Annotated in this window: 30 protein-coding genes; 14 read left to right on the forward strand and 16 right to left on the reverse strand. The window is 41.3% G+C overall.

From position 1 onward, the window contains the following. Nucleotides 1-6 precede the first annotated feature (6 nt). On the forward strand, nt 7-1710 hold the full coding sequence (locus tag G5S32_RS07005; protein ID WP_165311340.1) for a DUF3466 family protein: 1704 nt from the start codon (nt 7-9) through the stop codon (nt 1708-1710). Nucleotides 1711-1876: 166 nt separating this feature from the next. Continuing rightward, nucleotides 1877-2050 (forward strand): ribosome modulation factor, encoded by a 174-nt coding sequence (gene rmf / locus G5S32_RS07010; protein ID WP_165311341.1) that lies wholly within the window; start codon nt 1877-1879, stop codon nt 2048-2050. Between the two features lie 131 nt (nt 2051-2181). Here the strand turns inward: rmf and fabA are convergent, their stop codons facing one another. Continuing rightward, entirely contained in the window at nt 2182-2700 is a 519-nt protein-coding gene (fabA, locus tag G5S32_RS07015) for a bifunctional 3-hydroxydecanoyl-ACP dehydratase/trans-2-decenoyl-ACP isomerase (protein ID WP_165311342.1), read from the reverse strand. Between the two features lie 71 nt (nt 2701-2771). Beyond that, nucleotides 2772-4415 (reverse strand): S16 family serine protease, encoded by a 1644-nt coding sequence (locus G5S32_RS07020; RefSeq protein ID WP_165311343.1) that lies wholly within the window; start codon nt 4413-4415, stop codon nt 2772-2774. A gap of 166 nt (nt 4416-4581) precedes the next feature. Here G5S32_RS07020 and matP point away from each other — a divergent pair, with 166 nt between their 5' ends. The 5 genes from matP to G5S32_RS07045 all read left to right on the forward strand — a co-directional run bounded on the left by matP (nt 4582) and on the right by G5S32_RS07045 (nt 6998). Further along, on the forward strand, nt 4582-5031 hold the full coding sequence (gene matP / locus G5S32_RS07025) for a macrodomain Ter protein MatP (protein WP_165311344.1): 450 nt from the start codon (nt 4582-4584) through the stop codon (nt 5029-5031). A 10-nt stretch (nt 5032-5041) separates the two neighbouring features. Continuing rightward, nucleotides 5042-5359 (forward strand): DUF3634 family protein, encoded by a 318-nt coding sequence (locus G5S32_RS07030; RefSeq protein ID WP_165311345.1) that lies wholly within the window; start codon nt 5042-5044, stop codon nt 5357-5359. Between the two features lie 125 nt (nt 5360-5484). Continuing rightward, entirely contained in the window at nt 5485-5646 is a 162-nt protein-coding gene (locus G5S32_RS07035; RefSeq protein ID WP_165311346.1) for a single-stranded DNA-binding protein, read from the forward strand. A 123-nt stretch (nt 5647-5769) separates the two neighbouring features. Continuing rightward, the gene (locus G5S32_RS07040; protein ID WP_165311347.1) at nt 5770-6141 is read left to right on the forward strand and encodes a regulator; all 372 of its coding nucleotides are present in this window, start codon (nt 5770-5772) and stop codon (nt 6139-6141) included. 305 nt (nt 6142-6446) lie between these two features. Then, nucleotides 6447-6998, forward strand: a complete 552-nt coding sequence (locus G5S32_RS07045) for a DUF4019 domain-containing protein (RefSeq protein ID WP_165311348.1) — start codon at nt 6447-6449, stop codon at nt 6996-6998. A gap of 234 nt (nt 6999-7232) precedes the next feature. On the opposite strand, the gene G5S32_RS07050 is transcribed toward G5S32_RS07045, so the two are convergent. After that, entirely contained in the window at nt 7233-8942 is a 1710-nt protein-coding gene (locus tag G5S32_RS07050) for an AIPR family protein (protein WP_043854073.1), read from the reverse strand. Nucleotides 8943-9334: 392 nt separating this feature from the next. Here G5S32_RS07050 and G5S32_RS07055 point away from each other — a divergent pair, with 392 nt between their 5' ends. After that, nucleotides 9335-9715, forward strand: coding sequence for a DUF3653 domain-containing protein (locus G5S32_RS07055; RefSeq protein ID WP_165311349.1), 381 nt, complete (start codon nt 9335-9337; stop codon nt 9713-9715). Between the two features lie 360 nt (nt 9716-10075). Here G5S32_RS07055 and G5S32_RS07060 read toward each other — a convergent pair whose 3' ends face one another. From G5S32_RS07060 to G5S32_RS07105, 10 genes are all read right to left on the reverse strand, one after another. After that, on the reverse strand, nt 10076-10807 hold the full coding sequence (locus G5S32_RS07060) for a type II toxin-antitoxin system death-on-curing family toxin (RefSeq protein WP_165311350.1): 732 nt from the start codon (nt 10805-10807) through the stop codon (nt 10076-10078). Nucleotides 10808-10902: 95 nt separating this feature from the next. Next, complete coding sequence (locus G5S32_RS07065) at nt 10903-11208, reverse strand: cyclic-phosphate processing receiver domain-containing protein (RefSeq protein WP_165311351.1); 306 nt, start codon at nt 11206-11208, stop codon at nt 10903-10905. 234 nt (nt 11209-11442) lie between these two features. Then, nucleotides 11443-12630: a type II secretion system protein GspD gene (locus tag G5S32_RS07070; protein WP_165311352.1), complete on the reverse strand. Its 1188-nt coding sequence runs from the start codon at nt 12628-12630 to the stop codon at nt 11443-11445. Then, nucleotides 12630-13958 carry a zonular occludens toxin domain-containing protein gene (locus G5S32_RS07075; RefSeq protein WP_165311353.1) on the reverse strand — a complete coding sequence of 443 codons (1329 nt, stop codon included), beginning with the start codon at nt 13956-13958 and terminating at the stop codon, nt 12630-12632. Before G5S32_RS07075 ends, G5S32_RS07070 begins: the two co-directional genes overlap by 1 nt. Nucleotides 13959-13970: 12 nt before the next feature. After that, complete coding sequence (locus tag G5S32_RS07080) at nt 13971-14300, reverse strand: DUF2523 domain-containing protein (protein ID WP_165311354.1); 330 nt, start codon at nt 14298-14300, stop codon at nt 13971-13973. A 1-nt stretch (nt 14301) separates the two neighbouring features. Then, nucleotides 14302-15786 (reverse strand): virulence factor TspB C-terminal domain-related protein, encoded by a 1485-nt coding sequence (locus G5S32_RS07085; protein ID WP_165311355.1) that lies wholly within the window; start codon nt 15784-15786, stop codon nt 14302-14304. Nucleotides 15787-15856: 70 nt separating this feature from the next. Next, a complete protein-coding gene (locus tag G5S32_RS07090; RefSeq protein WP_165311356.1) occupies nt 15857-16054 on the reverse strand; it encodes a major capsid protein in 198 nt (65 codons plus the stop codon). A gap of 215 nt (nt 16055-16269) precedes the next feature. Next, nucleotides 16270-16623 carry a DUF1293 family protein gene (locus G5S32_RS07095; protein ID WP_165311357.1) on the reverse strand — a complete coding sequence of 118 codons (354 nt, stop codon included), beginning with the start codon at nt 16621-16623 and terminating at the stop codon, nt 16270-16272. A gap of 2 nt (nt 16624-16625) precedes the next feature. Beyond that, nucleotides 16626-17765 carry a replication initiation factor domain-containing protein gene (locus G5S32_RS07100; protein WP_165311358.1) on the reverse strand — a complete coding sequence of 380 codons (1140 nt, stop codon included), beginning with the start codon at nt 17763-17765 and terminating at the stop codon, nt 16626-16628. Next, nucleotides 17749-17967, reverse strand: a complete 219-nt coding sequence (locus tag G5S32_RS07105; protein ID WP_165311359.1) for a hypothetical protein — start codon at nt 17965-17967, stop codon at nt 17749-17751. The genes G5S32_RS07100 and G5S32_RS07105 overlap by 17 nt, the downstream gene beginning before the upstream one ends. A 127-nt stretch (nt 17968-18094) precedes the next feature. Between G5S32_RS07105 and G5S32_RS07110 the strand changes: the two genes are divergently transcribed. Then, nucleotides 18095-18463, forward strand: coding sequence for a DUF3693 domain-containing protein (locus G5S32_RS07110; RefSeq protein ID WP_165312737.1), 369 nt, complete (start codon nt 18095-18097; stop codon nt 18461-18463). A 116-nt stretch (nt 18464-18579) separates the two neighbouring features. On the opposite strand, the gene G5S32_RS07115 is transcribed toward G5S32_RS07110, so the two are convergent. The 3 genes from G5S32_RS07115 to G5S32_RS07125 form a co-directional block, all read right to left on the reverse strand. Beyond that, nucleotides 18580-20295 (reverse strand): response regulator, encoded by a 1716-nt coding sequence (locus G5S32_RS07115; protein WP_165311360.1) that lies wholly within the window; start codon nt 20293-20295, stop codon nt 18580-18582. Further along, complete coding sequence (locus tag G5S32_RS07120; protein ID WP_165311361.1) at nt 20292-21491, reverse strand: FIST signal transduction protein; 1200 nt, start codon at nt 21489-21491, stop codon at nt 20292-20294. Before G5S32_RS07120 ends, G5S32_RS07115 begins: the two co-directional genes overlap by 4 nt. Nucleotides 21492-21605: 114 nt before the next feature. Further along, on the reverse strand, nt 21606-21962 hold the full coding sequence (locus tag G5S32_RS07125; protein WP_165309911.1) for a hypothetical protein: 357 nt from the start codon (nt 21960-21962) through the stop codon (nt 21606-21608). A 259-nt stretch (nt 21963-22221) separates the two neighbouring features. On the opposite strand from G5S32_RS07125, the gene ccoN reads away from it, so the two are divergent. From ccoN to G5S32_RS07150, 5 genes are all read left to right on the forward strand, one after another. After that, complete coding sequence (ccoN, locus tag G5S32_RS07130; RefSeq protein ID WP_165311362.1) at nt 22222-23649, forward strand: cytochrome-c oxidase, cbb3-type subunit I; 1428 nt, start codon at nt 22222-22224, stop codon at nt 23647-23649. Between the two features lie 13 nt (nt 23650-23662). Beyond that, nucleotides 23663-24283 carry a cytochrome-c oxidase, cbb3-type subunit II gene (gene ccoO / locus G5S32_RS07135; protein WP_165311363.1) on the forward strand — a complete coding sequence of 207 codons (621 nt, stop codon included), beginning with the start codon at nt 23663-23665 and terminating at the stop codon, nt 24281-24283. Between the two features lie 12 nt (nt 24284-24295). Beyond that, nucleotides 24296-24466, forward strand: a complete 171-nt coding sequence (locus tag G5S32_RS07140; RefSeq protein WP_165311364.1) for a cbb3-type cytochrome oxidase subunit 3 — start codon at nt 24296-24298, stop codon at nt 24464-24466. A 7-nt stretch (nt 24467-24473) separates the two neighbouring features. Next, nucleotides 24474-25451, forward strand: a complete 978-nt coding sequence (gene ccoP / locus G5S32_RS07145; protein WP_165311365.1) for a cytochrome-c oxidase, cbb3-type subunit III — start codon at nt 24474-24476, stop codon at nt 25449-25451. Nucleotides 25452-25549: 98 nt separating this feature from the next. Beyond that, nucleotides 25550-26029, forward strand: coding sequence for a FixH family protein (locus G5S32_RS07150; protein WP_165311366.1), 480 nt, complete (start codon nt 25550-25552; stop codon nt 26027-26029).

The raw sequence follows: 26029 nt of genomic DNA on the forward strand, positions 1-26029 counted from the left end.
GACTTTATGAATAACAATTTGTTTAAGCTGAGTATTATTAGCGCAGCAATTTTAACAGCTACGCACGTATCAGCCGCTCTTTATAATGTGGTAGAAGTAGTTCCAAGTACGTCCTTAAGCTACGAAAGTTCTTTCGGTGAGGCTATCCAACCAGCAGCAACTAATAGCGCTGCTGATAACTGCTTTGTAACTAGCACCATTGAAGGTGATGGTGTTGATTGTAGTTCTTATGTGTTAGCCGGTGAGACTCGAATTGCAAAGTTAAATGCAGGTGGAGAAGTTGATGGACTGAGCTTTCGAGAAGAAGCTCCGTTTGCAATGGATAGCTCGTTCTATTATATCCAAGATTATTCCGATTTTGATAATTACTGTGAAGCTCAATTGGGTTATTCAACGTGTGAGCAATGGGCGACAGTTCGGTGGGATATTTGGGAGTCTGAGATTGATGGTGATACAACACCGAATTCTATAGCTTTCATCGAAGATGAATCTGGTAATGTTAGCTCAGTTGATTCGACAGAATCATTAAATGTAGTAGTTAACAGTATTTCTGATTCGGGGACTGTTATTGGGATTGACTCCACAGCTGGAGATGTTACTGATTATCGTCGCAATTCTGTAGAAGCTCGTACGGAAGGCACAGCTCCTAGTGGTTATCTACAGACCCGAGCTTGGAAAACAGATGGCACTTATACAGTCGGTAGTGTGTCTACAAGTTACGAGAACGATTATGGTACTTTTTATACTTCCAATCCAGCCATTTGGGATAATGACTCTGGAACCGTGGTTGAAATACCATGGCCAAGTGGTACAGCAAGAAAATCTAATCGTTTAGCGCAAGGTAGCATTCGAGATTTCGTTGTTGATCAAGATACCAATATGATTTATGCGGTTGGATTCAATGCCTATAATTCATCTTACAATTATATGAACGCAACGGTGTTCAGTGTATCAGTAGATGACTACCAAACGGATACTGCTTGGACTTCCACCGCAGTCAATAATGCTCAGGTTAAAATCGACGGTGAAACAATTCATAGTAACTCAGTTGTAACATCGGTGAATAATAATCTAATTGCTATTGGTAGTGCTAAACGGTTAGGCAGTAAGCCTTATAACGGTGCTGCTGCTAACCGATTATTTATCATTGATGATGTCACCGCAGCTTCACCTACTGCGATATATCTTTCTGGTGGTATAGTATTTTCTGGCTCAGGCGGTAAAGCTGGCGCCATTAATAACTACAATGAAATCGTAGGCCAACTTGATTTTGATGATACACGCGAAATTGATGGTAAGCCTCGGGCAAAGCGTGGGTTTATATATCCTTACGATAGTACCGGAAGTGATTCAACTCGTATGGAACGTTTTGGAAATAAAGCTTGGTTCCTAGACGACTTAACCAACGATAATGAGGCTACAAGTAATAATAACCAATACCGTATTATCGACGCTACAGATATTAATGATGCTGGTGTTATATCTGGTACAGCTTTAAAGTGCTCTGGCGGTTACGAAACAACAGCACATAACTCCAGTTGCAATGGTGATGAATCTACAGTCGCTGTTAAACTAGTTCCAATAGTTGATTCTTCAGTAACCGATATCAGTGAAAGAGGTTCGGACGCCCAAACTTCGAAACGATCTGGAGCTGGCTTAGGACTGTGGGGATTTATTCTGCTTGGTTTAGCTTGGTTCCGTAGAAAATAGTCATTTTTTGTCAAGAAAAGCACAAGCTCACAAAAATAAGCTTGTGCTTTTTTTTACACTTGAGAAAGGTCAGTTTTTGCGCGATTCTTTAAAGTGTGGTCATAAAAGATCCACACTAATGTAATAGTTGTAAGTAAGACACAAGTTACTGTATGAGGACTGCACTATGAAGAGACAAAAGCGTGATCGCCTTGAAAGAGCACAATCTCAAGGTTATAAAGCTGGGTTGAATGGACGATCTCAAGAAGAGTGTCCATACCAACAAAGCGATGCTCGTTCATATTGGCTAGGCGGTTGGCGTGACGCAAGAGATGACAAACACTCTGGTCTCTATAAATAACCCCCACATACTAAAGGATCTTAAGCCCCGAAAGGGGCTTTTTAGTTGGTGTTATTTATAACGCACTATAACTAAGTATATTGAACAAAATTAAAGCAGCCAGATGGCTGCTTTAATCAATATAGCTAAAACTAAAATGCAGAAGTGTCTTGGAAAAGGCCAACTTTTAAATCTTTAGCAACATAAATTTCTTTACCATCAACCAATACTCGTCCATCAGCAAGACCCATTACAAGCTTACGGTTTACTACACGTTTCATATTGATTTCATAAGTAACTTTCTTCGCTGTAGGTAGAATTTGTCCTGTGAATTTGACTTCACCAACACCTAGAGCGCGACCTTTACCTTTACCGCCAACCCAGCCCAAGAAGAAGCCAACAAGCTGCCACATAGCATCGAGGCCAAGGCAACCAGGCATGACAGGGTCACCAGGGAAATGGCAATCGAAGAACCATAAATCTGGAGTGATGTCTAACTCAGCTATAATTAAACCTTTGCCAAATTCACCTTCAGTTTCAGACATTTTGCTAACACGATCCATCATTAGCATATTTGGTGCTGGTAACTGAGGGTAACCTGGGCCAAACAGCTCTCCACGGCTAGAGGCTAATAGGTCATCACGATTATATGAGTCACGTTTATTTTGCATTATCATTTACTCCAATTTCTGATAGGGTGCATGTTAGTGAACACGTGTACGCCAGACAACTCCGATCAGTACTAAACAAACCAGTTTCTGATACGGTCCACAAACCCAAAGGGTTGTACATGTTTCTCAAAGTTTTCAATGCGCTCCGCAATTTTACTTATTACGCTTTCTTCATCTTCACCTCTAAATGGTTTGCCCATTACCAGAGGAACGACTTCATCAACATGTGAGACTGGCCAAATATGAAACTCACCATTCTTAATACTTTCTACTACAGTTTTATGCAGTGCTAGATGTTTTAGATTACTTTGAGGAAGAATCACGCCTTGCTCGCCTGTGAAACCTTGATGCTGACAAACATGGTAGAAACCTTCAATCTTTTCATTTAATCCACCAACAGCTTGTACTCGACCAAATTGGTCAACGGCTCCTGTCACCGCAATTTGTTGATTGATTGGATACTCAGAAAGAGCACTAACTAAAGAGCATAGTTCAGCCAACGAAGCACTGTCACCATCAACTTCACAATAAGATTGTTCGAATACAACAGAAGCAGAATAAGGCAGGGGAACATCTAGGTTTAATTCACTACTAACAAAAGCTTGCATGATCATCATGCCTTTAGCATGTAAGTTCCCACCTAATTCTACTTTGCGTTCAACATCTGCAATATCGCCATCACCAAAATGGATTACGCAAGAAATACGAGCTGGTTCTCCGTAAGACACTGGATGACCTGCAACATCGACAACGGTTAATCCATTAACTTGTCCAACTTGTTCACCCTGAGTTTCGATATATACCTGCCCATCTAGAATATCGTCTAAAGCACGCTCAGGAAGATAAGATTCTCTGAAATTACGAGCATCTATCGCTTCGTCTAAGTGGCGAGCTGTTATTAATCCACCATCAGCTTCTAGTGATGCCTCTTCCAACAAAGATCTGTGCCACATAACACAAAGCGGGGCATAGTGCTGGTCTTCAGTATAACGAGCTCCTGCAGTCATCAAACGTTCAAGTGCATCGGAGCTCAATTCTGGTAACGCGTAGTAATGGCATAGCCATTTTACAAAGCAGAGATATTGTGTAATTGAATCTTCATTAATCTTTATATCTAGCTCTAGCTCACTGTAAACACACAGACCGGAGTGGATATCAGCATCCAAAAAATCAACATCACCTAATTGGTTCCTATCACCCACAATGATCAATTTAACATCGTATTGATTATACGACGCTTCTTCGATAAGAGATTTAGGATCACAATTGAATTGTGCGATGGGTGTACCAAGTACAGCTGATTTGAGTATTGGCCAATGGCGTGGGTTTGCCAAAAGTAAATTTGCAGAGACTATAAGATAGCCACCGTGAGCTCGGGATATGAGACCTTCAGATTTAGAAATAATTTTGCCATTTTCTGCTTTTACTTGTCCCAAAATTGCTTCCATATCTAAAGATTCTGTAGAAACAACTGGTAAACCGTCAACCAAGCTTTCTACTTTCTCTTTTAACAAAGAACGATAGATGGAATTGTCTGGAGAGTTCACAACCAAGACACGGCTAAATCCTTTAATATTAAGAAATCTGTCGATTGCTTTTGTTAACCTAGTTTGTATGTCGATTAGCGAAATCGGCTGTAGGTTAGGGTACTGATCGAGCTGAACTTGAAATTCATCGTACTGGGGAGTTGCAAGGCGCCAAATATCTTGAGTCATTGAGTTTCTGAATTGTTTATTAAGAGACAAAGAATTATATAGAAAAACCTCTAGCTCGAATAGCACACAAGATGAATGATCTCTATCTAGTTTTTGTTAGGATTAATTTGAACATAGATACTGATTGGGTTACGCTGTCACCCTAAATTTTAATGGATTGCCTCAAATGAAATATCAGCAGCTTGAAAACTTGGAATGTGGTTGGAAATGGCAGTACTTGATTAAGAAATGGAAAGATGGCGAACCAATCACTTGTCATATTGATCGTAGTGAAGCGGAATCAGCCATTCAAAAATTGAAATCTATAGAACACGAACCAACATTAGTCTTAGAATGGATAGAAAAAAATATGGCTCCTGAACTTGATAACAAGTTAAAGCAGGCCATTCGAGCTAAACGTAAACGTCATTTTAATGCTGAGCAGATTCATACACGTAAAAAATCAATTGATCTTGACTACCAGGTTTGGGAAAAGCTTTCAACTAGAGCTAATGAACTTGGCTGTACCTTGTCAGATGCCATCGAATATCTATTAAGTGAAGCGTCTAGAAGTGAGAAAGCAAGTAAAGCCGTATCGAACTTAAAAGAAGATTTGAGCAAGTTGTTATCCAATTAGGAGTCTACTCATGTTGTACGTAATTGTAATCGCGGCTGTAATCATTTTTTGGCTTGTCGCTGTTGATCGACCTGTTCTCAAAGTAATCTTTAAAGACGGCACCTTACATAAAGTTAAGGGGCATTTTCCGCCAACGTTTAAACACAATGTGTCAGAGATTGCTGAAGTAACACCTTTTAGCGGAGAAATGAAGGTATATCAGCAACGAACAGGAATGAAATTAGTATTTACTGAGCAAGTGCCTAAAAAAGTTCAACAGAGAATTCGCAACGTATTTCCGCATCAAGGATTTAAGAGTTCGGGCGACAAGACAAAAAAGAATCGCTGAATAGTACATTCGATTAGCATAGTGTTAATAGTGTTAATAGTGTTAATAGTGTTAATAGTGTTAATAGTGTTAATAGTGTTAGAAGTTAGCGCATAGGAATCTGTTGCCGCAAGCTCGCAGTTGAAATGAAACTTACGCTAGAGAAAGATCAGCAAGCATACGCAGCAGGAATTTACACACCGCACAGTTCAAGTTATGCCATAAACAACTTTGGCGGCTTAGAGTTAAAGCGTTTTGGAATGGTTCTGGACGCAATAGACATCAAACAACAAGATATAAGACGCTAAATCAACGCCTTATCTTTATCATATCTAAGTGCGCATTATGTCGAATTACGGTAAATTTCCTATATTTAACAAATAGATACAGAATGTCATTTTTATGCACTAGAATCATCTTGAGGTCTAGTCATGCATAAAAACAGACTTTTTCGTGAATTCGAATGTGGGTTAAGTGTCGAAGAAACAGCTGAATTGTGTTTCAAAAGTGCGAGGACTGTCACTGATTGGGATAAAGGAAATATCATTCCTCCAGAATGTAAAAGACTGATGCGTTTCGCAAAATGTCGGCAGATCAGCCATCACGAGTCGTGGCAACAGTTCAAAATGGTGCGCGATAAACTCGAACTTCCCACCGGTCAACTTGTCTCTCCCCAACAGATTGTCATCGGCATTGCACTGCTCGAAATCCAGTCTGAACTAGAGCTTAAAACTACACGTAAGCTGATCCGATTTGCGCGGGTGTTAGCTAAGATGCTACATAATTCCAAGGCACCTAGATAAACACATCAAATATCACAACAAATAGAGGCGCAATTGTTTATCGTAAACTAGATTCTGCCCCATTGTATGCTACGCAATGTTTCAGGACTCGTTTCATTTGTCATTAATTGAATTATTTTTGGTAATACTAAAAACGATAACCTTGTCCAGATTGTTTTCGGCTTCCTAAAGTGAATATTCAGCATCCAACCGATAATCGAGTATCGTGGATTGCCTAGCGTATGTGTCGTGCAACTGACGTGGAAAACTTATAGCGCTCCTGCAATAATTGTTTTTTGTATGTCTTCTGGGGAAAGTTGTAAACGATGGTAAATCAAGAACTAATCAAAAAGCTTCGTTCTGGAAAGTTCTGGTCTCAGGAGCAATTGGCATTCATTGCAGGGATAAGCCTTCGAACAATTCAAAGAATAGAGAGTGAAGGTAAGTGTTCGTTAGAATCAAAGAAAGCTATTGCAGCTGCTTTTGAAGTCGATGTTGCTGAATTAAGTGTTGAATCAGAATCAGCGATTTTAGATGTAAATGATAGTAGAAAAGAAGATGCTATATCATGGTTAGAGACCGTTGATTTAGGTGAGTATGCCTTAAGTTGGAGTGAGGCTGCTCCTGTATTTCAAGAAAGAATATCAAGTTCCAAATGGAAAAGAATGCTCACCCAAATACGCGCACCTTTAGGACAAATTATTTCTCGTTCAGTTAAGAGAGCATCTGAACACAACTCTCTTCCTGGAGTTGCCGATGGTCAGTATCTTGTTATCAATTTTGCAGCAAGTTTTGGTCAAAAAAGCTCGGCTATAGAAACTGTAACGTTGCAGAAAGTAGCAAACAAATGGCGAGTGGCAGGATATTTCATTAAATGAGGAATCAAAAATGCGAATAGTCCAATCAATAAACAAAGATAGTTTATGCACCTTAAAAGTTTTTGCTGACATCTAAATGCCCCAAAGTGAGTTACCAGCGACATCAAAGTAAATAGTAAAATTGGGATTATGAAATACTTTAACTAATGGTAAGAAAACTTGGTACTATGGCTTATTCAAATTTAAATAGGGAGTCGTTAATCTCTCCCTATTTAACAGTTCTTAAAAATTATACTAACATACGCCTAATTGCTCATTAAGAAAATCTTTAAAACGGACTTGGATCATTTTACGAGCATCTGTAATCTTTTTCTTAGACGGCTCAAACAGCTCTAGTATACGTTCAAGTTCATCAATACACGCCTGATTATCAAGATCACTACGAACTTTTCTCATATATAGTATGTAGAATACTTTTTGTTCAATCTTCTGTAGACTTTCCTTTACTGAGTCATATGATTTTTTAATGTCAAAGTAGCTTTCTATAATCTCTGGTGCATCAGATATATTGAAATTTCTTTCCGAGAAGATGTCGTCATAATACTTACCAAAGATATGTTGTTTTTGGTTAGATGATTTTTCAGGATTACCTTGAATTGCAAACAGTATCTGTCCAAATAACTCCATGCTAATTTTGTATTTGTAATTTTTTTGATCATTCATGCCAGTATCACCATTCTTTCTTGAATAGATAATGTCATGTTCATCCAAAAGTTGTTCTAGTTGAATTTGTAGAGTACTCAAAGACTTTAAATCTACATTTGAGATTGAGTTTTGGCTATTAGTGTATTCTGCGATTTTGTTAACGGCATCACTATTTGAGGCATTGAATATTCTAACTAAGACTTCGCTTTTAGATAAAAACTCAGATATATGAGAATCATCTTGAGCATTGAAATTATGAAGCGTTCGGAGCGTTTGACCTCCATTTAGCACTTGGAAGTCACTGATGGAAATTCTTACTTTTTTGTTACCATTAACAGGCTCTGCTTTAATATCTTTAGCAACAATTGTCATGCCATTGTTATACATGAAGAACTTGCTAGGATCTTCTTTTAGAGAACGCGCTATGGCTTCATTGTATTTTGATTTTTGAACAAAGCCTCGAACATTGTCGAATAAAACTCCATAGTCTATGCGCTCTTTAGCTAAAACTTCAATTTTCTCGCAATTGTAGTTATTTCTTAGCTCTTGATTTTTACATGTTATTCTAATTATATCTGCCGCATTTAATCTTACTATATATGACTTTGATGTTGAGATGGTGTTTTCCGAATAAGACATTAAAGCGTCATTGTCGATTATAAGCTCTGAAGATATTGGCTTTGGCCGAATAGACATCATTGATTTAATTTGAGGAAGACAGATGGAAATAACTTCCATATCATAAAAGTCTTTCAGTTGCTGAATAGCTGTCTCATCATTATTTATTGGAACTGCTTCATTGCTAAGCATATAAAGAGAGGTCTTCCAGACATCATTACTATTGAGTCTTTCTATCGCGTCATCAACTAAACTCTTTAACTTTCCCTCTAGACCGTCGGAATTCCCATTCAAGATACAATTTACTAGTTTCGTTGAAACAAAAGCTTCATTTGAACTTTGCATCTGACCTGGTTTAAATGATTCTCTAAACTTAAAGTTGAAGAGTAATATTTCTTTACTTTCATCATTAATATAAATCGCATCAATACCTTGGTCATTAAATCGATTACCCGTTAGGTATGCGTTGTATTCAGTATCAGTGATAATATCACTGATACGATCAAGATCTTTCTCATCACACAAACTTTCAAGCATGAACAGGTAAAAACCAAACCGTTCCTTTAGCTTGTCATTCTCGGGTTGCTTAGCAAAGACAGCGCCTTTTGAGTAAAGGTCAAAGTACTTTTTACATTTAATATTTAATAACTTGAAATCGTTTAAACTAGCAGCACCAGACATAGAACCTCTAAACTAATGATTTTTCATGGCAATATCATTGTTGCATATCATGGTGAGCAAAAAAAGTATGACTTTAGGTTTGTTGATTCGTTTTAAAAGTATGTATTACGCTTTTGGTGATCAAGATCATAAACTGTATTTTTCTCGCTGTTTCCCTAACTAAATCTAATTCGAAGGTACATACCGAGATTGCCAACCTTAACTCGAAATTGTCCAGAGACGTGTTACATGTCCATGGGGACAATGCTGTCATATGGATAATAAAGCAGGAAGCGTTTATTGCCACTAAGCTATATGTGAATTTACTCGCATTAGATTGTTCATTTAACTATATGTAATTGCGAAGAATTGAGGGTTATCGGTATAACGCATATCTTTTAAACGCGCAGTTAATGAAACGTCCACGTTATACAAAAAACCAACTCTTTCGTGAAATTGAATGCGGTCTCTCAATTGAAGAGACCGCTGATCTCTGTTGTAAGCATATCAATACTGTGAAAGCATGGGACAGAGGGCGTGAAATGCCTGAATGCTGTCGTCGATTAATGCGGCTTAACACAGGAAGAGTTATCAGCCACAAGAAGAACTGGGAAGATTTCAAAATATCCCATGATCATATCGTTACACCAACTGGTGAAACTATCACTCCTCAACAAATCCTCTTGGCTCAAGCTCTTATGTACGGTCAGGATAAAGAAACCCTCCAAACAAGTTCAAAGTTGTTAAGGTTAGCTAGAGCTGTAGCGAAAATCTTAGTATTAGAGAGGCGCTAAACGTCCTCAAAACAGAGAACGCCGATAGTTCGGTGGAATTTACCCCCGTAATACAGATTCGGGGGTTTTGCCTTTCCTTCAAGCGCATCACGTTTGTGCGTGCGCTCGTTCCGAGCACACACTCAACCGTAATTGCGCTTTATTAGTCAGACGGAAAGCCGCTATACGTATGCTGCAAAGCTATGAGCAATTTTGGGCGTTTTAGGTGATTAGGTCGTTTGGCTTAGCAGGAAGAGGGAATTTGATGCCATAAGAATATTTGGGAAGCTCCGCGCCATTTAACGACACGAGACACTCAGCTTTAGTGTGGGCTTGGTGTCTCGGTCGCGTAAAACGCTCCCTTATCCCTTCGGGGCGTACTTAGATAGTAGCTAAATCACGCATCACTTTAGCTCTCATGGTCATGAACATATGTAATGTATCGTTAAATCCTGCAGCGCCATAAAAACCAAAAGAATCCACTCCAAATTCGTGCGTTAAATCTAATTTTTTCCGCAGCTTCTGAATGTATTGCTTATCGTAATCCTCTTTACCTTTGCTCCCTTTTTGCAAGATGGATGTTTTTAATACGCCATCCTTATAAATAGGTATAGTTCTACCGTCACATTCCCCCACGTCATAACCAAATCTAACAAGGATTTCTCTCAACTGCTGAAATTTAAGAGGATGTTCACCATTAGTTCGTCTTCGAGAGTTTTTCTTCAGCCATGTTGCTATCGACTTTAGTTCGTTATCACGACTACATCCTAACTCATGAGCAGCTGCTTTACGTGTAAACTCAAACATTTCAGAGTCTGTAGGAATGGTTAACCAGTAACCGTGTTCGCTCATGTAGACAATAGTGGAGAGGAGTGCTGTGCGCTTGTTGCCATTGTGGAAACAGTGGTTGTTGATAATAGAATGAAACAGAGCAGCACATTTGTTATACACACCTATGTAAGCGTCTTTTCCGCCAGCCGTCATAAGTGGTCTGCAAACTGCTGATTCTAGTAGTTCTTCGCTTTTAATACCGGCAGGGGAAATAGGATCATCTCTATTGGCGAAGTATTCAACTAAGTATCCATGTATGTATTTAATTTCTTCAATTTTCATAAAAGTCCATTTGCTCATTTTTCATACTTTAGCAAAAGCTATTATATTTGAACGACCAAATGGAACAATCATAATTTTCAATAAAAACAAATAATTCAAACAATTCTTCGATGTTTTGACATACGGTAGATTTGGTCGATTCCTTGTTCCATTTTACGTCTAGCGGATATATTAGCGGAATGAACTTTAAGCCTTGGTGGCTCAAAATTATTCAAGACCATTTGTTTTTCAATCCACAAAATAACATCATATCCAGTCCCTTTGCGGTCATCACCTAAGTCGTGATCAAGACTGATTTCTGTAACCTTGCCATCCGTTAGCATTGAAATAACTTCATTAGGCCAATAAGCACGAACCCAGCCTTCTGGAGTTGTACGTTCATCATCTAAATATACTTTCATGATAAACCCCTAATCATGACTACGAAATCCAAACTTTCGCCAAACAACTTACATAAACAACACTAGACTATCGACACATAATTATCGAGACTAATGTAACAATTTTAGAAACAACATGGTCTTATATGTACAATTAAACGTACAGTAAGACGATTCAAGTACCGAGATGACTTTATATGTTTAATTATTAATCGTTCTGGGTCAATAGAATTTCGGAAAAAGGTCAAAGATTAATCAAATTGCCACAACATGTAGAACTACATCCAATGTCCGGTTACTGCTTTTCTCCGATTCAGAACGAAACAAAACGCCTAGGTACGGGATGTCACCAAGCACCGGTACTTTCATTGTCACGGTTTGTGAGTCTCTCGCCATCATGCCGCCTAGTGCGATGGTTTGACCGGATTTGATCGTGAGAACGGTATCTATTTGTCGCTTGCTCGTGACAATGTCACTGGCTTCCACAGATTTATCAACACGACTAAGCTCTTGTTTTACCCTGAGTTTAATATCCCCATTCAAACCAATCATAGGCTGGACCCAAAGCGATAAGCCTACATCTTTACGTTCAATCGTCTGAAACGGTTTACTGCTTCCATCAGTTTCTGTGGTGTACGAGCCGGTGATGATAGGCAGCTCCTGACCAACACTAATCAAGCCACTGTGACCGTGCAAGATGCTGATTTCAGGGCGGCTCAATATCTCGGTTTTGTCATTGGACTCAATCCAACGCACAAACGCATTAAAATCGTCATTGGTTGCGGTGAAATTAGGAGAGCCGGTTAAGAACGCAATGGCTGAACCATCAAACGCCGTCTTAATTGCACCCGCACCGGCAGCGAGATTGACCGTTAAATCTCGTAAATCACCGTCTACCGTTTCCACAATCACAGCGCGTATCTTCACTTGTTTAAGTGGTTTGTCGACCGTATCGATGAACTCGACAATGTCACTGTGCATCGATTTAGGCGCGGTGATCATCAGTGCAGAGCCTGCAATGATACTGTCTACATTGGTTACATCAGGCACATCGAGCACGGACGATTGAACAACGAGGGACTTTCTCAGCGGTTCAAGTAAATCATCAGCAGTCAGATAGAGCAGCTTATAGGTGCGCGTGATGATTTCATTGCCGCCAGTGAGTTTGTTGCGCTTGTCTACGCGAATGACCGAACCCGATTCGATGTAAGTGAGGCTGTGAGCGCGCATAACGCTGAACCACACATCACGAAAGTTCGCCGCGCCCGAGGCTTGATAGAGCTTCAAGTCACCGTTCACTGACGGGTCAACGATGATGGTCTTATCAAACACTTTGCTTGAGATAATAAAGAACTCATTGAGCGTCTTACCGGCAAGGTTGGCTTCAAAGGCAAAGGCTCGGGAAGCGAGGCACAGCAAGGCGAGGGCAAGGATGCGTTTCATTAATAGAGCCCACCTTTGTTAAGCACGACATTGTCACCATTAGAGCGAGTTTGAGCGGTTTTACGGCGCTGATGGTTATCGCTTGAGACTTCAAACGGGTCAAAATACCCATAGCGGGCGATATTAAAACAGGCATGATCTTCCAATGCGTAGGCGGTGCCTTGCTGGGTAAAACAACTGCATTCATCATGCATAATCACACAAGTCAGCTCGGGATAATGGTTGGCTTCGTGCGTTAGTCCGTCATACACCGGTGCTGAAAAAGGTAGGGCATCGAGCCTTGGCAGAAATCTTTCTAGATACACTGTATTTATATCCAGTATTTTTGTTTCTTCCGTATTTTCGGCACTTTCAATGGTTGAAACCTCGCTCTGAACCACTTCAACAGATGCCGGTGTGACCTGTTTTTGAAACCACGAATAGAGGTAGAACGCCGCCGCGCTGATACCTAAAATGCCGACCGTTAAGCCGATGATGCCTTTCTTTAACTGCGGGTCGATTTTGACCTTTTGCGTGTGCTTGATGGAGCTGAGATAGACGCCATAGTATTTGTTATCGCGTTTGACTTTCTCTTTCTCAGCCTTGGCTAGTTCCGTCTTGTTGGCAGGGTCAAAGCCTTCGATGTGGAAATATCGATGCAGCCAATCACCGCCGATGAATTCGTAATGGACGTAATACTGCATACGCCGGCGGATGATTTGGTCAACATCTTTAAAGTCTTGGGAGATGTAGACTAAATCAATGCCTTTGTGCCGGTGTGTGGTTACGAACTTCACATCAGGCGACATGGCTTTACCCGCCGTTCTGTTGCCCCATATGTTCTGCACTTCATCAACCAGAATCACCGAACCGGCAGGCAGCGTGTGGATCTCTGTGGGATCATCAAACGCCGTCCAAGACAGGTTCAAGTGTTTAATGTCCTGATAGGTGATGGATTCTTCATCAAGTTCAAGCACCGCTAACGCTTCTTTAAATGCGGCGAGGCGCTTAGGGGATGCCAGTTTCTTAAACCAGTGCATCCACTGTTTGAACGGCTCATGTTTCTTGTAGTGAAACGCCAAATAGGGAAAGTCTTCGAGTGTCGCCAGACGTTGCTCGGTTTCAATGCGCAGCAGCTTTGATTCCAGCTCTTTGTTGTGACTGTTGGCAGGAAAATAGACGCCATAGAGCCAGCCTTGAAAACTGTTACACACCTTGTAATCGAGAAGCATCACGCGAATGCCGTGATAGTACACAGGACGGTCGGCAAAGTTGTCGTTCTCGATGATAAACTTGATGGCGTTAAGGCTTTTGCCTGTTCCCATCCCGCCACTGAAACCGTGCAACATTGCTTTTGCTCCTTATGCAGGGTCAACCGGTTTGCGCCACGATGGACGATAGCCGGTCGCCGACATTAAGCCGTTCAACGTAAACGAGAACACCACACAGGTGAGCACTACATTGATGTAGGTATCGACGCCCGCCATGCCCATCAGTGCCGCGAGTTTGGGTGTCACGCCGTTCATGTTCGACTGTATGTAGTCGGCGATCGAATCGATCGCCATTGAAACACCGGTGTAAGCCACAAGAGAGAAACCAACCGAAAGCGCCACATAGGTGGCGAGTCCTTTAGCCAAACTTGGAATGAGTGGAACCAACACAGTGGCTAAAAATCCAATAAAATACTGCATATTAAACGGCTCCTTGTGTGCGACCGATGATGAACAATCCCGTTAACCAGGCGAACGCGATAAGTAGGGGTCTTAACAATTCGGCGTAACGACAAGCGGGATCAAACTTAAATTCGATGGATTTGGATTCACCAAAGGCGCGAAACGAAATTCGCTCAGGTGCAGGACAGCCGCCGCCTCCAAAAGAAACGCCGCCGCTGAGGTACTTTTGATTCATGCGTGAGTAATCAACGGTGTCGCTCTGCACCAACAGCGTTTCATTGTTGAGTAACTTGATGCCTTTAAACGCCTCTTCCAGTTGCACCAGTTCGTCAGCCGTGCATGTGTTGTCGTACTGAACTTTGAGCAGGGCACATTGAATGACATCGCCGCGACACTCAAAGATAGACTTGTCACAATCGGCTCTCGCCATCGGCTTTGTCGTAGGTTTACCGTCGTTTCCTATTTCATTCGGGATCACCACTTTAGTTCGGCTCAGTGACTCAAGCATTTCTCGCAGTACACCCAATTGATGTTGGGAGAACTCATTGCCTCGCGCCAGTTGATCAAGCAATTGACCACCGAGGTTTTTGAGATTGGCGTTCACATTGCCCAAATGCTGATTAGTGACCGAGATTTCTTGCACAATCTCGCTGTCACCCGCCGATAATGTGGAGTTGATTGGCGGCTTTCTCACGGGATTGGGATTGGGCTCAGCGCGGTTTACTGGAGGTTGCTGCTTCTCACACAACTGCGGATTCATATCACAAAAGCTAGGAATGTTTTCGACCGTATCGTAGGTGCTGCCACCGATGGGCGGCAAGTCTGACGGAGTGGTGCTCTGCGGGGGAAGTTCACACTCCTCTTTACTGGGATCACAATAGGGTAAATCATTGTCGCTTTTACAACTCAAGCCAACAATACAGTTATTGGGGTTATAGTGACAACTTGATGACATGGTTGGAGATTCTCCCTCAACGTCCTCACACGACCAACGGTAATCGGTATTCCACAATTGGCTATTAGGGTTATTTATCTGGCACACATACTGTGCTTGCTGAAATTCCTTTTGTATGTCCGAATCGGCACAGGTTGGAATAGGGGGATCACACGACGTATTGGGAAACGTAGGTACTTGATCCGACTTGCAATTTTGCGCGGATTTTCTATTGATGAGCTGCCAGCGGGCGAATCGAATGGAGGCAGAAAACTTGCCCCAATAAAACTTCATTTGGTAAAGATCAGAAGTAAATTCAACATGATAGGTTTCGGGACTCGGTAGTGTCAGTGATTCATATATTTGGCTTTTGCATTGCTCCTTCAACGCCTCCGTAGCCGTTTCCTCTTCGGTAATGATAAGGCAATCACGGTAGTCTTCGGTCTTCAGTATCCAAGTGGCCTTAACTTCTAATGCCGTGCAAATCGGTGTCCAGACTAGGAGTGCAGCACAAATAAGCCGAGTAAAAATACGCAAATGACATACATTTCTAACGTCATAATGAACCATCCTTAAACCCTCTTAATTGATCAAAAAAGGGCTGAGTAAACAGCCCTTGAATTAGCAAGCAAAGGCGCCATTAACCACCGATTTTGCCCCACGCTTTTTTAGCAATGGTCAACAACAGATAAGCACCGCCAAGCGTACCAATCACTACACCAAATTCACCAATACTCGCCACCGCACCTGTGACATCGGGTGCCGCAGCTGAAGCCGCACCTGAAACCAAAGCCAAAGACACAGCGGAGACAACACTTGTTACATTCAACGTTTTCATAAAATGTTTTCCTTTTTAGTGGTGGAGAACCTTCTTCCAACACCAACAGAGGGCAAGAAACAATACTGTTTCAGGCATGACCTGTTTGAGTTGGTCGAGGGTCATATAAGGCGGCGCCAGTTGAGTGGAGATCTCTTCCAACGTCACCAAACGATAGCCACTTGAGCAATCGGGATACTCACAAGTGATAATGTAAGTTCCTGAATTTTGACTCATTATTTGGTCATGCCTGATGCTTTAAAGTGGGCTTTGATTTCATCATCAATCGGGATCAACTCCGTTACGATAGCGCCCGATAATGGGTCGGTCGGGTTGATTTCCATCTTGAGTTCGTATTCACGACGCGGAACTAACGCGCCAGTTTTTTCCAGTTTCAGCGCGTACTGATAATCGAGCTGAATAGGGTGGTCAAACTGCGGATTGACATCGCCCGACTCACCTAATGTGCGGCGTTTGAACTTCTCGACGTTGATTTCACGCAGTGGACGCGAGATATTGAGCTGAGCACCATCCCCCCGAAAACTGTTCCAGATGATGTCCACGCCTAACACAAATACACCTTTACTCATGATTAACACTCCAATGGGTCTGAGACAGACCGGTTCGTAATGGACTGGATTAACGCCGCATACGTATCAGGGAAGCGGAACTTGCGTCCGTCCCGTTGCAATAATCCAATGACCTTGGGAATATCGCCGTCGAATTCTTCAATCAGCGCGTTAAGGATCTTTCCGTACTGGCGACGCATCCAATAGGCAGCACTTAACACATCACACGCGACACGCTTTTCAGGCTGAGGCTTGGTATTAAAGACGGGAGTACTGCTTATCGATGCACTAAAAGCGTTCAATGCCGCAAAGGCGCCGTCAGGATTTAATAGGGCGTCGATGTCCCATTTTTTTAGCTCACACTCGGTGCGATACCAAACCATGCCGTTCTGAGCGAGATTCTGTTCAAGGGCTTTGTTGTAAATACGCCAGTAAATGCGAGAAGTTCGGGAGCCGACGGTGACCATTTCTTGGCTGTAGTGCTTAGTGCCGTTTTCACCAAAACGGTACTTGTGGTTTTCATTCACTGTCGGTGAAACGCCTCGGGAGGCGGTACGAAACGCATCTTCATAAGCGGCTTTGAGCGCGTAGTTACAATCGAACAAACCGTGATAATCGTCGAACGCCAAATCCAGACGCGCCAGCTGTTTGATACCTAACACGTTAGACAACCAACCGTGGAGCTCCCAAGCCGGCAGCTTGGTAAACACGTGTTTGCAGCCGGTGCCGTTAATCTGAAAATGCACTGTGTCTTGGTTGCCACCGATCCCCACGAAACCGCAAAAGTCTTCGCCATCGGCGGTGGTGAGTTTCATCGATTCGGTGTAGAACTGAAAACCAAATCCACGTGGTGCCGTCATGGTTAAACCGAGTACGTGCGTGGTAAACAATCGAAGGCAACGTTCTAAATACTCGGTGTACTGCGCTCGGAAAAATTCACGATACGTTTCAATGTCGTCGGCGCTGTGCGCACGAAAGTCGGTGAGAAATACCGGCTCTTGTGGAAAAAGGCGCGCTAACGGATTTATCATTACCGTATTACGCCGTAACTTTTTCATTACTTTCGGATCGTGTTCATGAGTATCCATGAAAGTGGCGCGTCCACAGTGGCGTAAATCTTTGACTTTGAAGGTGAAACAGAGGTAATCAATACTGACAGCCATCGAATACCCCCAAGTTCATCCGCTGTTGAGCGGTCGTGTTGGTGATGTCAACCAACTCATACTGCGTCACTTCCGCATCAGCCCAAGCGCACAAGTGATTCATACTACGAAATACATCCCATTCGGTTGAGCCGTACACCAGTACGGACACCGAATAATCGGGCAGCAAGTCGTAGTAGATCTTCGTCGTGTGCTTGAGCATTTATCGGATCGCTGCCTATAATCAGAGTGGTCAGGAATTGGCTAGAGCTTAGTAACCAAATATGGTGAATGCAAGACTCACAAAATACTGATTTTTAGCCTGTAATGACAAAAACGGAGAATGTGTGATGTACCAAAACTTACTAATTGAAGCCTATAAAAAGGCTCAAAACTACCAACAAGACCAACAGATTGCAGTGGATTTGGACATTCCTAAGCAGCGAATCAGTGATTTCCGCAAAGGAAAGCGTTATATGTCTGATGAACAAGCAATTTTTCTCGCAGAAAAAACAAAAATAGCCCCAGAACTGGCACTCATTGGTTGTCACGTTGACCGCAGCAAAAGTGTGATCTCAAAGGAGGTCTGGGAGCGCATGGCAAAAAAGTTCAGTAAGTATGGATTACAAAGATTTTCAATGAGTTATGGAGCAATTGTTATGGGATATGGTGTATTTCAACAATCTATTAATGACTACGTATTATGTATGTTATGTTAAATTATATTATTATGAGCCTACAGTTATACTCATCTCTTTTAGTGTTTTACATAATGGGTATTTACCATAAAATACCTAATAACTACATTTATAATCACTGTTTATAAATGTAGTTATTAGGATGCGAACTTCTCTATCACGGATGAGATTTCATTTATACGCATTGGTTTAATAATAAAACCATCCATGCCTGCTTTGAAGCACTCATCTTTATCGTCTTCCATAGTATGCGCTGTTAAAGCAATGATAGGTACATTAAGATTTTTGGAACGAATATGTTTTGTTGCTTCAATCCCGTCCATGATTGGCATGGAAATATCCATGAACACTAAATCAAATTGAGCGTCATTTTTGATTAGCTCTACTGCCTGTAGGCCATTATCTGCTAACGTCACGTTGTAACCTAAGCGACTTAACATCAACTGTATCACCATTTGATTTGTCTTTGTGTCTTCTACCACCAATATGTTATAGCTTTTTTCGTTGCTCTTTTTAGTTACTGTGTTTGTTATTGTATTCTGGTGTTCTTTCTGACAACTTTCTTTCAAAGGAATCGTTATTTCAAAACAACTTCCTTCATTCAATGCACTGTTGACAGAAATTGTACCTTTCATCAGTTCGACTAGGTGCTTGGTGATGGTTAATCCAAGACCGGCGCCGCCATAATTTCTTGTATTTGAACTGTCCGCTTGTATGAACGGCGAAAACAATTGCTCAACTCTTTCGCTTTCAATACCAATCCCTGTATCGTTCACTTGAATATACAATTTGCTATTCACATCATTTAGTGACACTGTCACCATGCCGTTTTCAGTAAATTTGACAGCATTACCGACAACATTAAATAATATTTGTGTAAGTCGAACTGAATCTACAAAGTACTCAGCATTAGGACATAGTTTGACATCTATACAAAACGTAATCCCTTTATCTTCAGCAAGTTGTCTGTGATATTCGAGAGCGTGATTAAGTTTATGGAATAGATTAACATTGTGACACTGTAGCTTAAAATGGCCAGATTCTACACGGCTTAGGTCGAGGACATCATTGATTATCACTAAAAGGAGCTCCGCAGAACTTTCCATTTGTTCAAGTAGATCTAATTGGTGTGTATTAGATGTATCTCTCAACACATCGATTAATCCTAACACTGCATTTAGTGGTGTCCTTAGTTCATGACTCATCATGGCTAGAAACTGAGATTTAGATTTGTTGGCCTGCTCGGCAATCTTTTGGGCTACAATTAGCTCTCTGGTTTTTAGGTCGACTAAGCTTTGCAGCTCTTCTTTATATTCAATATCACTAATAGCTCTCTCTAAAAGAGGTCTAAATCTGAATAAGGTCGATTTCATATCAAGGCTAAATTGCCCTTTGTTTCTACCTAGCAGCAATAACACTGAATCTGAGGTTTGAGTTCTAATGCCTGTAATAAGTGCCGAGTTAATCTGCTCTTTAAGGAAAGAATTGAGGTTTTTAAACTCATCAAGTTTAATCGGTTCAAATAGGATAATGCTTTCGCCATTAAGTACACGCTGAAATTTGCCCCCATTAACCCACTCTTTTCCTGTGAATGAAATATTTGAAGTCAGGAATGTGGAGTAGCTTTTGACTCCTTTTCCTTTAGATATCACGACAAAATCACTGAATTTTATATATCGACTAAGTACTTTCTTGAGTTCATCAAATATCTGGTACTTGTTTTCAGCCTGGCTTAATGCTGAAAGTGCTGCCAAAATTACGCGGTTTTCTTCAGTTATTAAACGTTCTCGCTCTCGGCTACGCTCTAGCTCAAGTAACGTCTCATTGAAATGTTCTATGTATTGGTGCTTCATAGATAATGCTCTGAGTCGTAAAAAATGGCTGATGAAATCATTAAATTGCCGTGAGCATTTTCGCCTCCGACAAGTTTACCTTGTTCACCAAACGTGAATGGACAGATAAATGGCTGCTTATTCATTTGAGCTGAAATCTTTTTATACACTTCTGTCATTTGTTCACCTAGATGTAACATTGAACCTGCACAAAATATAAGAATTCCGCCAACCATCTCTGATTCATTGTAGTTTTTGGTATTGGCGTCTTTAACTACTCGCGAGGCTCTTTCTACAAGATGCTTCTTAGAGCCAGTCATCAATGTAATTGTCTCTCCTACTTTGCTCTCAGAAAACATTTCTAATGCATCATCTTCGGTGATACGAATTGGGTGTGACAACTTGAAGTAAGGCTGGCTACCTATGTACCCGACGACATTACCGATTGGAAACTCAGATACATAATCAAACAGATATTCATCTAAGATTGTGAGACCAGAATGAACTCTTAACCATTCTTGATAAATCTGCTTAGCTGGTTTTTTGTTAATAGAATATATATATCGACCATGAGCTTTGGTCACTAAGCCATAATATTCTGTAGGTGAATATCCGACACTTAGCCCAGTAGCTATGGGTATCGAAGGGAAACCTACGAGAAGAGTTAATGCTTCGGATGATTCGTTATCTTCGTTAAAGACAGACCAATTGCCGGCAATATTATTGTCTGCAGCACTACCACCGATAATAGGTACTTGGGTGCCAAACTGCGCATCAATCGCCTCGATAATACGTTCTTCATTACCTGGTGTTGCATGAAGAATAATGAAATCGGGTACTTCACCAACTCTATTTGCTTTAGATAGCGCCTTGTTTATCGCTGAATTAACGGCTTGCTTGAAATCGTTGCAGTCAGTTAGGCTGACGTTTGCCGTGCCATAGGCGCTATATGGCGAATTATCATATATAGCCATTACTCCGATGACTGGACCGCAATGACACCCTGATTCCGTCATAAGTCCTTTACATGAGGAGCAACCAATAAGTGGAATATTAGGAAAGTGGCGAGACAGAACGTTGGATAGATTCTGATTACAGTATGCTTCAGTGTAGTAACAGACTATAGCTTTGATACCTTCAATGCTAATAGATAACTTGATGTGTTCGATTGCTGCATTAGCATCTAGTTCATTTGATATAGCCGTCTTAAGTCGCATTTATGAGTTACTTATATATATAAACTGAATTAATTTATACCCCATATTAATTCAGATAGGTAGGACACTCTCCTCTCCATGTCACATAAGCCCTATAAATTTAACTAAAGTGAACTAATTTACAATTTGAATCTTTATGGAATCATTAATAAATAAAGAAGTACTTGTTTGAACATTGTTGGAATTAGGAAACAAGACTACATGTTGTTCATCTCTTGTTACTTCACCATCATATTTTATTTCCCAGCTTGAAGGGATTGGATAAATATCAAACACCCCAATTTGTTTATCATCTTTTGTAACAGTTATTTTTTGGTTATTTACAAATACAGAACAATTTGGCTGTGGATTACAAATAACAGTGCTTACCTCTCTATATGTGATCGTTCTCCAAAAGAATGCGATAAGAAGCAGTGTTAATGTGACGACAATTTGAGCAAGTCTGTGTTTTGTAAGCTTTTCAGCTGCCATTAGAACGGGTTCCTCGTGTAACAAAGTTCAAAGTTTTGAAATAAAAGAGCAAAACCTGATAAAGGGTAAGGTTACTACACTGTCATTGAATTGTTAATTGCAGTATACTTTTCCGCTTGAAAATGCCACTTTTTCGTAAAGTCAGCAATAGCTATTAACGTTTTGATAAAACTTAATTATGTTATGGATTTGGGTGGCATTGCGACATTTGTCGTGTTGGAAGAAAAGTGTAGTTAATTAGACATTGGAAGCATGCAAAATGAGCCAAGAAAAGCAGCTTGAACAAAACTATAACTATACAGTCGTTCGTCAATTTACCTTAGTGACTATTCTCTGGGGTATTGTCGGAATGGGTGTAGGTGTTTTGATTGCCGCTCAATTAGTTTGGCCACAGCTAAACTTTGATACGCCGTGGCTGACGTACAGTCGTCTCCGTCCATTGCATACTAATGCGGTTATATTCGCGTTTGGTACAAGTGCCCTATTCGCAACATCTTATTATGTTGTTCAGCGTACTTGTCAAACTCGTTTATTCGGTGGTCCGCTTGTTGCATTTACCTTTTGGGGATGGCAAGCAATCATTTTATCTGCAGCAATTTCTCTACCATTAGGTTTTACCTCTGGTAAAGAATATGCTGAGTTAGAATGGCCTATCGATATTGCTATCGCACTAGTATGGGTTTCTTACGCAGTGGTGTTCTTTGGAACACTTGTTAAACGTAAGACTTCTCATATATATGTAGCAAACTGGTTCTTTGGAGCCTTCATCATTACCGTTGCTGTTCTACATATCGTTAACAGCATGGCGATCCCAGTATCAATGACTAAGTCATATTCGATTTATTCAGGTGCTGTCGATGCTATGGTTCAATGGTGGTATGGTCACAACGCAGTAGGTTTCCTACTAACAGCCGGTTTCCTAGGTATGATGTACTACTTTGTGCCGAAGCAAGCGGAACGTCCAGTTTACTCTTACCGTTTATCAATTGTTCACTTCTGGGCATTGATTTCACTTTATATCTGGGCAGGTCCGCACCACCTACACTACACCGCTCTTCCAGACTGGACACAGTCTTTGGGCATGGTGATGTCGTTGGTTCTTTTCGCTCCTTCTTGGGGTGGTATGATCAACGGTATCATGACGTTGTCTGGTGCTTGGCATAAGCTACGTTATGACCCGATCTTACGTTTCTTAATCGTATCTCTATCTTTCTACGGTATGTCTACCTTCGAAGGCCCTATGATGTCGATTAAGACTGTAAACGCGCTTTCTCACTACACTGACTGGACGATTGGTCACGTTCACTCTGGTGCATTGGGTTGGGTTGCAATGGTTTCAATCGGTTCTGTTTATCACTTGATCCCACGTCTATTTAACCAAGAGCGTATGTACTCTGTTGGTCTGATTAACGCTCACTTCTGGTTAGCGACAATCGGCACGGTGTTGTATATCGTCGCGATGTGGATCTCTGGTGTAATGCAAGGCTTGATGTGGCGTGCAGTTAACTCTGACGGCACTTTAACTTATAGCTTTGTGGAATCAGTTCAAGCTTCGTACCCATTCTACACAGTACGATTCATCGGTGGCTTCATCTTCTTATCTGGTATGTTCTTAATGGCATACAACACTTATAAGACGATCTCTGCTCCGAACCACAGCTTAAAAGCTATCCAACAACCAGCGTAAGGAGATTTAAAGAATGAGTTCAGATTCTAATAATCGCCACGGCATTATCGAACGTAACGTCGGTTTGTTGGCAATTATGATTGTATTCGCCATCAGTTGGGGTGCTTTGGTTGAAATCACACCGTTGATTTTCCAAAAGCAAACTACTGAGCCAGTAGAAAACCTGAAACCATATACTGCGCTGCAGTTGGAAGGTCGTGATATTTACATCCGTGAAGGTTGTAACGTATGTCACAGCCAAATGGTTCGTCCTTTCCGTTCTGAAACTGAACGTTACGGACACTACTCTGTAGCCGGTGAAAGTGTATGGGAACACCCATTTTTATGGGGTTCCAAGCGTACTGGTCCTGATCTTGCTCGTGTTGGCGGTCGTTATTCTGATGAATGGCACCGTGTTCACCTGATGAACCCGCGAGAGCTAGTCCCAGAATCAAATATGCCTGCTTTCCCTTGGTTAGCTGAAAATGTATTAGACGGAAAAAATACTCAGAAGAAACTTGAGGTTTTCCGCAATCAGTTCGGCGTACCATACACAGATGAGCAAATAGCGAATGCGTCAAAAGATGTTGAAGGGAAAACAGAGATGGATGCCATCATTGCTTACCTTCAGTCTATTGGTCACGCAATGAAATAAACAGAGGTATTTATGGACATCGGTACTATTCACAGTATTTGGACCATAACGTTGTTTGTCTGCTTTATCGGCGTTGTTTGGTGGGCGTTTGGCAAAAAGCGTAAAGCGCGTTTTGACGAAGCTGCAAACCTTGTCTTTGCAGATGAACAAAAAGAAACACCCTCTAATAAAAACAAGGAGTGACTGAGTAATGACTACATTTTGGAGTCTTTGGATCATCGTAATTACGGTTGGTACCCTACTTGGATGCGCAATTCTTCTCGTTTGGTGTCTAAAAGACAAAATGGGTGTTGAAGAAGGCGCGGACATGGGCCACGAGTACGATGGTATTCGCGAAATCAACAACCCGCTGCCTAAGTGGTGGACTTATCTATTTGTTAGTACGTTCATCTTCGCTGCTGTCTATTTAACACTTTACCCAGGATTGGGTAACTTTAAAGGTGTTTTAGGGTGGCAGAGTTCAGATCAAAAAGTACGTTCATTAGAAGAATCAAAAGCTTCGATTTCTAATGCACAAGAGACAAAAACTCTTGTTCAGTATGCAAAAGAGCTAGATGACGCTGATGCGTATTTTGGCGAAGCGTTCAAGCGCCTAGCGTATAAAGATGGCGGTTCGGAATTACGTCCTGTTACTGAAATTGCAGCAGATTCTGATGCATTAAAAGTTGGACAACGTTTGTTCCTACAAAACTGTTCTCAGTGTCACGGCTCGGATGCCCGCGGTCAAAAAGGTTTCCCTAACCTAACTGATAACGCGTGGCTATACGGTGGCGAGCCTGATGCAATCGTGACAACAATTCGTCATGGTCGCATTGGTCAAATGCCAGCATGGAAAGATGCTCTTGGTGAAGACGGTGTAGCTGAAGTTGTTAGCTACGCACTAAGCCTAAGCGGACGCTCTGTAAATGCTCGCGAAGCTGAAGCAGGTAAAGCACGCTTCGTAGTATGTGCTGCTTGTCACGGCACAGATGGTAAAGGTAACCCTGCTGTAGGTGCTCCAGACCTAACTGACCAAGACTGGCTGTTCGGCGATTCACGTGCTGCTGTAACAGAAACAGTAATGCATGGTCGTTCAGGCGTAATGCCAGCATGGCTTGATATTTTAGGCGAAGACAAAGTGCAACTTGTTGCTTCTTATGTCTGGAGCCTAAGTAATTCAGATAAATAGTAAAAATCTAATAACAGCCCCTTTTCTAGGGGCTGCTTTTTTCTTAAATTTAAGTCTTCTAACTTAAGCCCTTCTTTTTCGTTGTAGAGAACTTTTTTATGGTAAAGCCTTGGTATAAACAATTTTGGCCGTGGTTCCTGATTATCCTTCCACTTACTGTCGTTGTTTGGACAATCGCTACGGTTATCGTGTTTTCTAATAATTCAGTTTCTTTAGTTACTGAGGATTACTATAAAAAAGGCAAAGGTATCAATGTAGATTTGTCTAAGATACACGTTGCAAAGGATTTAGGCCTTAACGCTGCTGTCTATTCTCAAGGTAGCGATATCGTTATTCAATTTAACAAAGGTAAATTGGATCACTATCCTGCTATTCAAGCAATGTTCGCCCACAGAACATTACCCGACAGAGATTTTACTCAACTGATTACCGCTGATGCTAAAGGTAATTACAAAATTACCCGCGATAGTGAAATGCAAGGTCCTTGGTTTATTGAGTTAACACCACATAACGGTGAATGGTTAGTTCAAGGTCGAGTAACATTCCCTTCAGCAACGCCAACACAACTAATGAACTAG

It is taken from the genome of Vibrio ziniensis, assembly GCF_011064285.1.
Taxonomy (GTDB): Bacteria; Pseudomonadota; Gammaproteobacteria; order Enterobacterales; family Vibrionaceae; genus Vibrio; species Vibrio ziniensis.